This is a genomic window from Aquibium sp. ELW1220 (assembly GCF_030398385.1).
Classification (GTDB): Bacteria; Pseudomonadota; Alphaproteobacteria; order Rhizobiales; family Rhizobiaceae; genus Aquibium.
Genome location: NZ_JAOAOQ010000004.1, coordinates 207,015 through 219,672, shown reverse-complemented (window position 1 = coordinate 219,672; position 12,658 = coordinate 207,015). Strand labels below are relative to the sequence as shown.

Annotated in this window: 10 protein-coding genes; 7 read left to right on the top strand and 3 right to left on the bottom strand. The window is 68.2% G+C overall.

The features are described from left to right. Window positions 1-141 precede the first annotated feature (141 nt). A complete protein-coding gene (locus N1F91_RS05765) occupies window positions 142-2,025 on the bottom strand; it encodes a pilus assembly protein (protein ID WP_289990787.1) in 1,884 nt (627 codons plus the stop codon). Window positions 2,026-2,125: 100 nt separating this feature from the next. Then, window positions 2,126-3,229 (bottom strand): EAL domain-containing protein, encoded by a 1,104-nt coding sequence (locus tag N1F91_RS05760; protein WP_289990786.1) that lies wholly within the window; start codon window positions 3,227-3,229, stop codon window positions 2,126-2,128. 296 nt (window positions 3,230-3,525) lie between these two features. Here N1F91_RS05760 and N1F91_RS05755 point away from each other — a divergent pair, with 296 nt between their 5' ends. The 7 genes from N1F91_RS05755 (at window position 3,526) to N1F91_RS05725 (ending at window position 12,106) form a co-directional block, all read left to right on the top strand. Beyond that, window positions 3,526-4,386, top strand: coding sequence for a TIGR01459 family HAD-type hydrolase (locus tag N1F91_RS05755; protein ID WP_289990785.1), 861 nt, complete (start codon window positions 3,526-3,528; stop codon window positions 4,384-4,386). Window positions 4,387-4,412: 26 nt separating this feature from the next. Next, window positions 4,413-5,405: a bifunctional riboflavin kinase/FAD synthetase gene (locus tag N1F91_RS05750; protein WP_289990784.1), complete on the top strand. Its 993-nt coding sequence runs from the start codon at window positions 4,413-4,415 to the stop codon at window positions 5,403-5,405. 72 nt (window positions 5,406-5,477) lie between these two features. Next, window positions 5,478-6,182, top strand: coding sequence for an SDR family oxidoreductase (locus tag N1F91_RS05745; RefSeq protein ID WP_289990783.1), 705 nt, complete (start codon window positions 5,478-5,480; stop codon window positions 6,180-6,182). Further along, the gene (locus N1F91_RS05740) at window positions 6,179-6,919 is read left to right on the top strand and encodes an SDR family NAD(P)-dependent oxidoreductase (protein ID WP_289990782.1); all 741 of its coding nucleotides are present in this window, start codon (window positions 6,179-6,181) and stop codon (window positions 6,917-6,919) included. The genes N1F91_RS05745 and N1F91_RS05740 overlap by 4 nt, the downstream gene beginning before the upstream one ends. A gap of 149 nt (window positions 6,920-7,068) precedes the next feature. Further along, entirely contained in the window at window positions 7,069-7,866 is a 798-nt protein-coding gene (locus tag N1F91_RS05735) for a MipA/OmpV family protein (protein WP_289990781.1), read from the top strand. Between the two features lie 248 nt (window positions 7,867-8,114). Further along, the gene (gene ileS, locus N1F91_RS05730) at window positions 8,115-11,246 is read left to right on the top strand and encodes an isoleucine--tRNA ligase (protein WP_289990780.1); all 3,132 of its coding nucleotides are present in this window, start codon (window positions 8,115-8,117) and stop codon (window positions 11,244-11,246) included. A 185-nt stretch (window positions 11,247-11,431) separates the two neighbouring features. Beyond that, window positions 11,432-12,106: a hypothetical protein gene (locus N1F91_RS05725; RefSeq protein ID WP_289990779.1), complete on the top strand. Its 675-nt coding sequence runs from the start codon at window positions 11,432-11,434 to the stop codon at window positions 12,104-12,106. A gap of 33 nt (window positions 12,107-12,139) precedes the next feature. Here the strand turns inward: N1F91_RS05725 and N1F91_RS05720 are convergent, their stop codons facing one another. Next, window positions 12,140-12,595: a nucleoside deaminase gene (locus N1F91_RS05720; protein ID WP_289990778.1), complete on the bottom strand. Its 456-nt coding sequence runs from the start codon at window positions 12,593-12,595 to the stop codon at window positions 12,140-12,142. Window positions 12,596-12,658: the final 63 nt, after the last annotated feature.

Here is a 12,658-nt window from a genome sequence, read left to right as displayed (position 1 = left end):
GACTGCGGCTGGGCGTCAGATGGCGCCTTGCCGGCGGCAAATCAAGGCGCCGCCGATCGTTTCATGCGCCCGGCTGCCCGACCGGGCACATGCGAACGGCCGGCGGAGGTCCGCCGGCCGCAAGCAAACCGGATGCTCTCGTCAGCCGACGAAGCGGAGGTTGGACAGTTCGTCGGCGATTTCCTTGAAGGTCTGCTCCAGTTCGCCGCCGGTGGTGTTCCAGAACAGCTTGGCGGCGTTGCCGTCGGAGCCCTTGCGGAACTTCGAATCGGAAGCGCAGGCCTTCATGGCGCTGATCTGGCCGAGTTCGTCGGTCTTGCTCGAGCTGAGATCGAGCGCGACCGTCATGACCGTGATGCCCTGCGCCTTGGCGTTCGTGCAGAGCGTGCTCATGTGCTCTGTCATGGCGGCTGTGTAGTTGCTGTTGGTGTAGCTCGAACTGCTGGCGGTGGTTCCCATGAAGATGCGCGACTTCGACTGCCCCGACTGGTTGACCCCGGCATAGCCGTAGGCCGAGTAGATCGACTTGTTGCCGGCCGCGTCCGAATAGCCGAGCGAGCTCGGCGTGTAATAGGTGTTGGCGCCGTCGGTCAGCACGATCACCACCTTGTCGTTGCCCTTCTCGGTTTCGGCGCGTCCCTCGCTGAAGGGTGCTGCGCTCGACAGCGTCCGCCAGCCCCAGGCGATGCCTTCCGGCACGTTGGTCGCGCCGAGCGGCGACATGGCGTCGATTGCAGTGGTCATCGTGGCCTTGCCGGTGACCGTCGTCACGTCGGTCAGGGCCGTGATGGGCTTCGTCGTGCAGGATTCGTTCGGTCCGGAGCCGCTGCCTGCGGCCGACGTGTCGTTCGGCTCGAAGTATTTCGGCATGTATTTCTGGCGGGTGCTGTTGCTGCTCGACGACGTCAGGTCGCTCCAGTAGCTGTTCGGTGCATTGCCGCTCGAATACTGGTCGGTTTCGTCGGGGGCGAACATGGGGACGAACAGGGTGGCCGGCGTCGACGTCGAAGGCGCCGTGTCGTTCAGGTTGTAGGGGTGCGGGCGAACCTCGACGCAACCCTGCCAGCTGGCATAGCTGCCGTAGGTGTAGCTGTAGGAGCCGTAATCGACCCAGCTGTAGCTTCGGCAGTTGCCGTTGCTGCGATAGCGCGTGCAGACATATTGCCAGTCGCTGTTCCAGGTCTGGCCCGTGACGCGCTGCATGTCGTTCAGGAGGCTGAAGCGCGTGACCTTCTCGCCGGCCGCGTCGCCCCAGCCCGAGCCGACCTTGTAGTAGATGCCGCCCGACAGCGTCACCTGCTTGTTGGAGGGCATGGTCGACCAGTCGAAATTCTCGTGGTGAACGGGCGAGCGGCCTTCCGTGTCCATCCAGGCGGCCGAGGCGTTGGTCGGGCCGACGTTGACCGAGGCGGCGAAGGGCACGAGCGAGAACTGCACCGGCTTTTCGACCTGCTTGATCTGCGCGGCCTGGCCGGCCAGGGTTTCGACGAGCTGCTTGGCCGCCGTCTTCAGCAGGTCGATGCGCTTCTTGCCCGAGCCGGAGCCGGTGTAGTCCATCGAGCCAGAGTTATCGAGCACGAGCGCGACCTCCAGCGTGTTCTTCAGCCGGACCTGGGTCTCCGCAGAAATCTCGAGAGCGGTCTCGTCGACGGACAGCAGGGAGGCGAAGGAACCGAAGAAGAAGGGTTCGAACGTGTAGGAGGCGTCGATGGTCAGGAGGCCGCCGCCCGTCTCGCTGCTCGGCAAGGTGAGATTGAACTCGGCGCTGCTGGTGTCGATACCGTTCATGTTGGCCTTGAAGAAGTCCTTCGCGTAGGCCTCCGTGTCGGCCGCGGTACCTCCGGCGACGTAGAACCGCGCGGCCGCGATGCCGGCGGCATCGAGCGCGTTCAGCGCCAGCGAGCGCTGCCGGCTCATCTCCGAGAAGTCGACCGCCAGCGCCAGGGCGCCAAGGATCGGCACGATGGACACCGCCGTCGCGATCGCGAAGTTGCCGCGCCGGTCCTCAAGAAATCTGCGAAACATACTGCACCCCTGCAACGTCATGCCGGAGCATCCTGCCAGAGCGGTGCTAAGGTCCCGTTTGCGGTACGGTTCGAATGCAGCCGGCCGTGTCAACCGGACGTTAACCGGCTTGTGCGTCTGCCATCGCGCCCGGCGTGTTCGCGGGCCCCGGGCGCAACCGCTTCGGCTCGGCGAAACGGGGGCCGACCATCAGGTCGATTCCAAGGTCGAGCAGTTCCACCGCGTCCTCGTCGCTGCGGATGCCGCAGGCGACGATCGCCAGACCCTCCGCCCTGGCGATGGCGACCAGCTCGGCGCCCGCCGCCGCCCCGCGACGGATCTTCATGCGGTCGAGCAGCCGGTCGGCTTCGGCCTTCAGCGCAACCGTCCCGCGATCGCGCAGGACGCGGATGCCCTCGGCCGGCCTGTCCCAGCCCTCGGCCGCGAAGCCCAGGCCGCAGGCGCTCAGCGTGTCGATCCCGGCGGCGACCGCACCGGTCGAGGCGATCAGCAACGGGGCAGGGACGGACAGGACGAGCTGGTCGGCCAGGGCAGGATTGATCGTCACCAGCGCAGCAATCTCGGCGCAATCCTTCGGGTTGAGCAGCAGTTCCTCGGAGATGGGACAATGCAGCGGCAGCCTGTCCCCCTTCGCGCCCAGCCGGCGCCGCGCGATCGCGGCCGCCCGCAGGACCAGCGCCTTTTCGAACGCGTGCCGCTGGACGTGGCGGCTGGCGGAGGACAGGCGGTGGATGTGATGCGTATGGCCGTCCAGTTCCAGGCAGGCATGGACCTCGAAGGCGACGCCGGCATTGCGCGAGACCGAGACGATCGGCTCCAGGCTGAGTTCCAACTCGTCCTCGTCCAGGACGCGGGCGAGCGCGATTTCGACGGTGTCGGCGGGATCCGTCTTCGCCGGACGACGCTTGCCGGCGATTGCCGGATGAGGAATGACCTCGGCCGCCAGGGCCGGGTTGCCCGCAGCCGCCCCGCGCAGGGCCACCGTGTCGATTTCGGTGCGCAGACGCTCCTCGAGCAGCAGCCGCTCGGCGTCCGCGGCCTTCGTGCGGGCGTCCAGCGCGGCCAAAGCGGTGTCGAGCCCGCGCGACAGCCGCGCCAGCTCGGCTCTAGCCTGCCACGCCTTCCAGATCGCGAGCCCCGCCACGGCGAGCGCCAAGGCCGCAAGCAGCAGGCTCACGAGGACCATGCCCCGCGGCGCTGCCACGCCATCCACGCCTCCGGCTGCCGGTGCGGCGCCAGCGGCATGAAGCACGATTCCAACAACGGCCGCGGCAATGGCGGCTCCGGCGATCTGTCGCATACCCGTCCCTCGGGTCGGTGACGCGGATGCCTGGTCGCCGGGCGCCCGCCGTCACGCGTCTCGTCCATCATACAGCAAGCCATTGTGCACCGCGAATGTGAACCGAAACATAATGACAGGGTGAACGGCTTCGGTTAATGCCGGGGCCGCCGCCGCCCGGACGGGCAGCGGCAGGACCAACGCCCCAGCGAGGAGCGACGATGCCCGACCTGCCGCGAATGATCGCATCGCTCGACGAGGTCGCCGACGGATACGCGGCGCTGCTGTGCGACGTCTGGGGCGTCATCCACAATGGGATCAGGGCCTTCGACGAGGCATCCGAAGCGTTGGTGCGGGCGCGCGGGAAGGGCCTCGCGGTCGTTCTGATCACCAACGCGCCGCGCCCTTTTCCCGATGTGAAGGCGCAACTCGATGCGCTCGGCGTGCCCGCTCAGGCCTATGATCGGATCGTCACCTCCGGCGATGTCACGCGCGACCTGATCGCGGAGGGCTCGCGCCGCGTGTTCCACATCGGACCCGACCGGGACCTGTCGATCTACGACGGCATGAACGTCGAGCTCTGCGAGGAGCCGGAAGCGTCGAGCGTCGTCTGCACCGGGCTGTTCGACGACGAGACCGAGTCGCCGGACGACTATGCCGAACTGCTGCAGCGGCTGCGCGCGCGCAACCTGCCCTTCATTTGCGCCAACCCCGACATCGTGGTGGAGCGCGGCGACCGGCTGATCTGGTGCGCCGGCGCGCTGGCCCGCGATTTCTCGCAGCTCGGCGGCCGCACGCTGATCTCGGGCAAGCCTCATCGCCCGATCTACGAGGCTGCGCTGAAGGCTGCCGGCGAGATTCTCGGCCGCGCGATCGGGCCGTCCGACGTGCTGGCGATCGGCGACGGCGCGCTGACCGACCTGAAGGGCGCGACACAGAACGACATCGACGCCCTCTATGTGTCGGGCGGCATCCACGCGCGCGACTACGGCGAGACCCTGTCGCCCGATCCGGTGCGGCTGGCCGCCTTCCTCGACAAGCACGGCCATGCGCCGGTGGCGGTCATTCCGCGGCTGCGCTGAAGGGGATCGCCAGGACGAAGCCCGCCATGAGCTTGAAGACCTTCCAGCGGATCGACGATCCAGCCGCCTTGCCCGCTGCCCTGCGGGGCGGGGTGGCGGCGATCGGCAATTTCGATGGGGTGCATCGTGGCCACACGGCGGTGCTGGAGCGGGCGCGCGCGCTTGCCGACGGCATGGGCGCGCCAGCCCTGGCGCTGACCTTCGAGCCGCATCCGCGCTCGGTGTTCCGGCCGGAGACACCGGTGTTCCGGCTGACCCCGGCGCCGCTGAAGGCCGACCTGATCCGCCGCGCCGGTTTCGATGCCGTCGTGGAGCAGGCCTTTTCGCGCGACTTCGCCGGCCTGACGGCGGAAGAATTCGTCGGTCGGGTGCTGACCGACGGCCTGGGCATCGCGCATGCGGTGACCGGCTTCGACTTTCATTTCGGCAAGAACCGGCAAGGTGGCCCGGCCTATCTGATGGAAGCCGGGCTGCGGCACGGCTTCGGCGTGACGCTGGTCGACGCGCTGCGCGACGAGGGCGCGGAGGTCGTCTCGTCGAGCCGCATCCGGACCCTCCTGGAGCAGGGCGCCGTGGCGGAGGCGGCGGGCCTGCTGGGCTACCGCTTCACGGTCGAGGCCGAGATCGTCGGCGGCAAGCAACTCGGCCGCACGCTCGGCTATCCGACAGCCAACATGGCGCTGCCGCCGGAGACCGGCCTGAGGTACGGCATCTATGCCGTGCGGCTGCGGCGGCCGGACGGGTCGCTGCACGACGGCGTGGCGAGCTTCGGCAGGCGCCCGACGGTGGACATGGACGGCGCGCCGTTGCTCGAGACCTTCGTCTTCGACTTTTCCGGCAGTCTCTATGGCGAGACGTGCCGCGTCTCGCTGTTCGGCTTCCTGCGCGGCGAGGAGAAGTTCGACGGCCTCGATGCGCTGGTGGCGCAGATGAAGCGCGACGAGGCGGAGGCGCGGGCGCTGCTGGCCGGCGTGCGGCCGCTCTCGGCGGTCGATGCCGGGCTGTGCTTTCCCGGCTGATCATCACGCGGCTGTTTATCGACGCGGCCCGCCGCTTGGGGCAAAGCTCCCCGCATGGGGGACACAGGGCAGATGCCGCGGCAAAAGCGGATCCTGATCACGGGGGCGACGTCGGGCATCGGCCTGGCGCTCGTTGTCCGGCATGCGCCGGACGCGGCGGTGCTCGCGACTGGCCGCCGGTCGGCCGAAGAGGCCCGCCGCGTTCTTCCTGACGGCGTGGCCTACGTCCAGGCCGACCAGCGCCATCCCGAACGGGCGGTCGCGGCGATCCTTTCTGCTCTAGACGACCTTGGCTGGGACAGACTCGACCTCGCTGTCCTCAACGCCGGCACCGGCCACGCCGTCGATCCGGCCGGCGAGACGCCGCAGATGCTGCGCGACGTCCTCGACGCCAACCTGTTTTGCGCCGTCACGCTGGCGCAGGCGCTGCGGCCACGGCTCGAGGCAGGGCAGGGACGGCTGGTGCTCATCGGATCGACGGCGCGCAAGGGTGCGGCAGGCTTCGCCAGCTATGCCGCTGCCAAGGCCGGCCTGCACGGCTTCGCAAGGGCGCTGGCCGAGGAGTGGCGGGGCCGGATTGCGGTCCAGGTGGTTCACCCCGGCCCCACGGATACCGGCATGCACGCCCGCGCCGGGCACGATCCCGGCCGGCTGGTGCGGCTGTTCGCGCGCACCGGAACCATGGCGCGGCTGATCGATGCGGCCATCGCCCGGGGCCGGACGGTCGAGACGATCTCGTTTGCGCGTTTCCTCGGGCGGGGGGAGGGCGGGCGATGAAGACCGCGCTCGTCACCGGGGGCGGCGCGGGTCTCGGCCGCGCCATCGTCGAGCGCCTGCTGGCCGAGGGCTGGCGGGTCGTCTCGGTCGACCGGGCAGAGGGCACGACGGTGCCCGGCCTCGAACACCTGGCTTGCGACCTCGCCGATCGGCACGCCGTGGACGCGCTCGCCGAACGGCTTGGCGGGATGGGGCCGTTCGGTCTCGCCGTCTTCAACGCCGGGGTGAGCGCGACGGGGCGGTTCGAGGCGATCCCGATCGAGGCCTACCGGCGCCTGATGACGGTCAATGCCGAGACGCCGATGCTGCTCTCGGCCGGGCTGGTGCGGACGGGGCAGATGGCGGGGCCGATGTGCTTCGTCTCCTCGCTGTCGCATTTCACCGGCTATCCCGGCGCGGCCGTCTATGCGGCCTCGAAGGACGCGCTGGCCGTCTATGCGAAGAGCGTGCGCAAGCCGTTTGCACGGCGCGGCGTCTCCGTGACGCTCGCGTGTCCCGGTCCGCTGCGCACCGACCATGCCCGGCGCCACGCACCGGCCGGCGCCGATGCGGACAGGCGCATGCCGCCGGAGGTCGCGGCCCGCATCATCCTCGACGCCACCCTCGCGGGGCGGCGGCTGGTGGTGCCGGGCCGGGCGAACCGATCCGTTGCGCTCGCGGGCCGGCTGCTTCCCGGCACGATGATGCGCCAGATGCGCCGACTGATCTTCGACCGGCTGCAGGGTGAGGTCTGGTGACGGATGGTCGAGCCTGCGCGCGCCGTCTTCACGAAAGATTCATCCGGCGGGTTCAAATTTCGTCAACCACAGGTCCATTGTGCGGCGGGCATGGTATAAGCAACATCGCCACGCGTTCTTCCGTCTGCTTCTTCGAATCGAGAGTGACCATGCCGAGAGCCATCCTCGCCGCCCTGCCTGTCCTGATGATCGCCGCGTCAGTCGTGCCCGCGCAGGCGGAGAACTGGTTTTCGGGCGACTGGTACCTGAAGGTGGGTGGCGCCGGCTTCGTCGCGCCCGAGTTCAAGGGCGACGACGACTACCGCTTCCGCGGCCAGCCGCTGATCTCGTTCGGCCGCCAGGGCAGCTCGACGCCGTTCTCCTCGCGCAACGACAACATCTCGATCGGCGTCATCGACCAGGGCTATTTCCGCGCCGGCCCGACCGGCAAGCTCGTCTTCGGCCGCGACGACAACGATTCGGACGATCTCGCCGGCCTCGATCCGGTGCGCTTCGGCGGCGAACTCGGCGTCTTCGCCGAGTTCTACCCCGTCGACTGGCTGCGCCTGCGCGGCGAGGTCCGGCATGGCATCCGCTCGCATGACGGCATCACGGGCGACCTCGCCGCCGACGCCTTCATGGACGTCACCCCCGCCATCCGTGTCTCGGGCGGGCCGCGTGCCTCCTTCGGCTCCGACGACTATTTCGAAGCCTGGTACGGCGTGTCGGCCGACGAATCGATCGCGTCCGGCCTGTCGGCCTACGATGCCGACGGCGGCGTCGAGTCGGTCGGCTTCGGCGGCGCGATCACCTGGAAGGCCACCGACACGATCGAGACCAGCCTGTTCGGCGAATATTCGCGGCTGATGGGCTCGGCGGCGGATTCGAGCCTGGTGAAGGAACGCGGATCCGAGCACCAGTTCCTGCTAGGCGTTTCGGCGACCTACAGGTTCGACTTCTCGATGTGAGCGGGGCGACGGGGCAAATCGCCCCGCCAAAACCCCTTTATTCCGCGCGGTTCGTCGTCTACATGGTGCGGCCATGACACCGAGCGCGGTCCTTCGCCCCTTCGCGATCCGAATTACCGGCCCGGCCTTCCGGGCGGCCTGATGCCGCCGGACGGTCCGGGACAGCCTTCGCGCGCGATGCGCATTTCCAGTTCGTACGAACCGGCCCGGCGCGGCGTCATGCCCCGGGTCCATGCAATGGCGAGACCATGACCGATACAGCCGACACGCTCGACTATTCCAAGACGCTCTACCTGCCCAAGACCGATTTCCCGATGCGGGCCGGCCTGCCCGAGAAGGAGCCGCAGATCGTCGCCCGCTGGCAGGAGATGGGGCTCTACAAGCGCCTGCGCGAGGACGCCAGGGGGCGGCCGCTCTACGTGCTGCATGACGGGCCGCCCTATGCCAACGGCAACATCCATATCGGGCATGCGCTGAACAAGATCCTGAAGGACGTCATCACGCGGTCCTTCCAGATGCGCGGCTACGATTCCAACTACGTTCCGGGCTGGGACTGCCACGGCCTGCCGATCGAGTGGAAGATCGAGGAGAAGTACCGCGCGGCGGGCAAGAACAAGGACGAGGTGCCGGTCAACGAGTTCCGCCAGGAGTGCCGCGAGTTCGCGCAGCACTGGATCACCGTGCAGGCCGGCGAGTTCAAGCGGCTCGGCGTCGAGGGCGACTTCGACAATCCCTACACGACGATGGCCTTCCACGCCGAGGCGCGGATCGCGGGGGAACTGTTGAAATTCGCGATGAGCGACCAACTGTATCGCGGGTCGAAGCCGGTTATGTGGAGCGTGGTCGAGCGCACCGCGCTGGCGGAGGCCGAGGTCGAGTATCACGACTATGAGAGTGATACGGTCTGGGTGAAGTTTCCGGTGGTGATGGGTCCGCCTGAAACGCTCAATGTGTTGGGTGGCGCTTCCGTTGTCATCTGGACCACCACACCCTGGACCATGCCGGGCAACCGCGCCGTCGCCTTCTCCCCGCGCGTGGCCTACGGGCTCTACGAGGTGACAGCGGCCGAGAACGATTTCGGGCCGCAGGCCGGGGAGAAGCTGATCTTCGCGGATGCGCTGGCGGAGGAGAGTTTTGCCAAGGCCAAGCTGTCGTTCAGGAAGTTGCGCTCGGTTTCGGCTGACGAACTTGCTTCGGTGACTCTGGCGCATCCGCTCGCGGGCTGGCGCCCGATCTCCCCCCTCGTGGGGGAGATGTCGGCGCAGCCGACAGAGGGGGGCGCTGTCCCGCCGACGTCTCCGTCCGTCGCGCCCCCCTCTGCCCTGCCGGGCATCTCCCCCACGAGGGGGGAGATCGGCGGTGGCGAGGGCTCGCCCTATTCCTTCCCGGTCCCCATGCTTGCCGGCGACCACGTCACCGACGATGCCGGCACGGGCTTCGTGCACACGGCGCCGGGCCATGGTCGCGAGGATTTCGACGCCTGGATGGATGCGGCGAAGGAGCTGCGGGCGCGGGGCATCGAGACCACGATCCCGTTCACCGTCGACGATGCCGGCTTCTTCACGAAGGACGCGCCGGGCTTCGGGCCGGACCGGCCGGGCGGGGCGGCGCGGGTGATCGACGACAACGGCAAGAAGGGCGACGCCAACAAGGTCGTCATCGAGGCACTGATCGAGCGCGGCATGCTGTTTGCGCGCGGGCGGCTGAAGCACTCCTATCCGCATTCCTGGCGGTCGAAGAAGCCGGTCATCTTCCGCAACACGCCGCAATGGTTCGTCCACATGGACAAGGACCTGGTTTTCCAACTTGCCGACGGGACGCCGATGGACTTCGGTACGCGAGCGAGCCTTGGACACTATCCCGAAGGGCGGGACACCTTGCGAAATCGCGCTCTTCTAGCGATCGACAATACGAGGTTTGTTCCGGCTCAAGGGCAAAACCGCCTGCGTGCCATGATCGAGGAGCGGCCGGACTGGGTGCTGTCGCGCCAGCGCGCGTGGGGCGTGCCGATCTGCGTCTTCGTGGCCGAGGACGGCACGGTGCTGAAGGACGAGGCGGTGAACGCCCGCATCCTCGAAGCCTTCGAGGCGGAGGGCGCCGACGCCTGGTTCGCCGAGGGCGCGCGCGAGCGTTTCCTCGGTTCGCGGGCCAACGAGCCGTGGGCGATGGTCAGGGACATCCTCGATGTCTGGTTCGATTCGGGTTCGACCCACACCTTCACGCTGGAGGACCGGCCGGACCTGAAATGGCCGGCCGACGTCTATCTCGAGGGCTCCGACCAGCATCGCGGCTGGTTCCATTCCTCGCTGCTGGAAGCCTGCGGCACGCGCGGGCGAGCGCCCTACGACGCGGTCATCACCCATGGCTTCACCATGGACGAGGACGGCCGCAAGATGTCGAAGTCGCTCGGCAACACCGTTGTTCCGCAGGACGTGATGGCCAAGTCCGGCGCCGATATCCTGCGGCTGTGGGTCATGACCACCGATTACTGGGAGGACCAGCGGCTCGGCAAGAACGTGCTGCAGACCAACATCGACGCCTACCGCAAGCTGCGCAACACCATCCGCTGGATGCTGGGCACGCTCGCCCACGACGAGGGCGAGGAGGTGGCGCTGGCCGACATGCCGGAGCTCGAGCGGCTGATGCTGCACCGGCTGGCCGAACTCGACCAGATGGTGCGCAAGAGCTACGACGCCTTCGACTTCAAGCGCATCACCAAGTCGCTGATCGACTTCATGGTGGTCGACCTGTCGGCCTTCTATTTCGACGTGCGCAAGGACGCGCTCTACTGCGATGCGCCGTCGAGCCTGCGGCGCAAGGCCTCGATCGTGGTGGTGCGCAAGCTGTTCGACTGCCTGGTGACGTGGCTGGCGCCGATGCTGCCCTTTACCATGGAGGAGGCCTGGCTCGACCGTCATCCGCAGGCGATTTCGGTGCATCTGGCGCAGTTTCCGGACGTGCCGGCCGAATGGCGCGACGAGGCGCTGGCCGAAAAATGGCGCAGGATCAGGCAGGTGCGGCGCGTGGTGACGGGAGCGCTCGAACTGGAGCGGGCGCGCAAGACGATCGGCTCCTCGCTTGAGGCGGCGCCCATCGTCACCATTGCGGATCCGGCCCTGATGGCGGCGCTCGAGGGCACCGACATGGCCGAGATCGCCATCACCAGCGGCATCTCGGTGCGCGAAGGCGCAGCACCGGCCGAGGCCTTCACGCTGGACGACGTGAAGGGCGTCGGCGTGACGTTCGCACAGGCGGGCGGCGCCAAGTGCGCGCGCTCGTGGCGCTATACCGACGACGTGGGCTCCGACCCGGACTTCCCGGACGTGTCGGCGCGCGATGCCGCGGCGCTGAAGGAACTGAAGGCGCTGGGGCGGATCTGAGGGCGTCTGCGGGCGGCGGCCTCGCGCCGTCGCCGGCATGGCTCGCGGCCCGTGCATTGCCGATGCGGGCCGGTTGCTATACACGACGTTAACGCCCCCGCGTCATCTTGTTGCCGGATTTTCGACCCAACAGTCGGCAACCACGACGCGGGTATAGAACGGCCGTCGGGAAAGGCGAATTACGTATGAAGTCTGGCGTCACACACGCGCTTCGCAGGACTGCACCGCAGGGGCTGGTTCTCGCCGTGGCGATCGCATCGCTGTCGGGTTGCATGGGCTCGCCCACCTACGGCACCGACAAGCCGGCCGACCAGCAGCTTCTCGAAGACATCACCGGGGTGCTGTCGCTTGCGCCGAAGAACGACCAGCGCATCGAGTACAAGCCGCGTCCCGAACTGGTGAAGCCGGCTTCGCTCGCAACTCTGCCGCCGCCGCAGGACAGCGTCGTGGCATCGGCCAATCCCGACTGGCCCGAATCGCCCGAGCAGCGGCGCGCCCGCATCCGCGCCGAGGCGACCGCCAATCGCGACAACATGGATTTTTCGCCCGAGGTGGTGGATACGCGCACCGCATCGGCGCCGGCCCCCGTGCGCAACGCGCGCGGCGACGTCGTCGACACCTTCAATGGAAACGGCAAGCAGACGCGCGAGGAATTCAACCGGCGCCTGGCCGAGAACAAGCAGGGCAGCGCCACGACCCGCCGCTATCTCAGCGAACCGCCGACGGAATACCGCAAGCCGGTCGAGACCGCGCCCGTGGGCGACGTCGGCGAGGAAGAGTGGCGCAAGGAACAGCGCCGCAAGGCGGAGGCCGGCGGCGGCAGCACGTTCAGCTGGCGCGACCTCATCCCGGGCTTCTGACCGGCCGATCCGGCCGGCCCGCGCGTCGGCCCTTCAGGTCTCCTGCCTGCGTTCACGGAAGAAGTCGCGCAGGATTGCCGCGGCTTCGCGCTCGCCGATCCCCGGATACACATCCGGGGCATAGTGGCAGGTCGGCGCTGCGAAGAACCGCGGCCCATTGACCACCGCGCCCCCCTTCGGATCATCCGCGCCGAAATAGAGGCGGCGGATGCGCGCGAAGGAGATTGCGGCCGCGCACATTGCGCATGGCTCCAACGTCACGTAGAGATCAGCCGAACCGATGCGTTCCGAGCCTGCGTTGCCGCAGGCCTGGCGGATCGCGAGTATCTCGGCGTGGGCGGTCGGATCGGCGAATTCGCGGGTCCGGTTGCCGGCGCGGGCGACGATGATGCCGTCGACCACGACGACCGCGCCGACCGGCACCTCGCCGCGTGCGGCGGCGGCGCGGGCCTCGGCCATCGCTTCACCCATGAAATCCGGGCGTTTCACCGCTCATCCTTCCTGACAATTCCACTCGCGCCGGGCTGGCGTTGCTGTTAGTTAGCCGCGCGG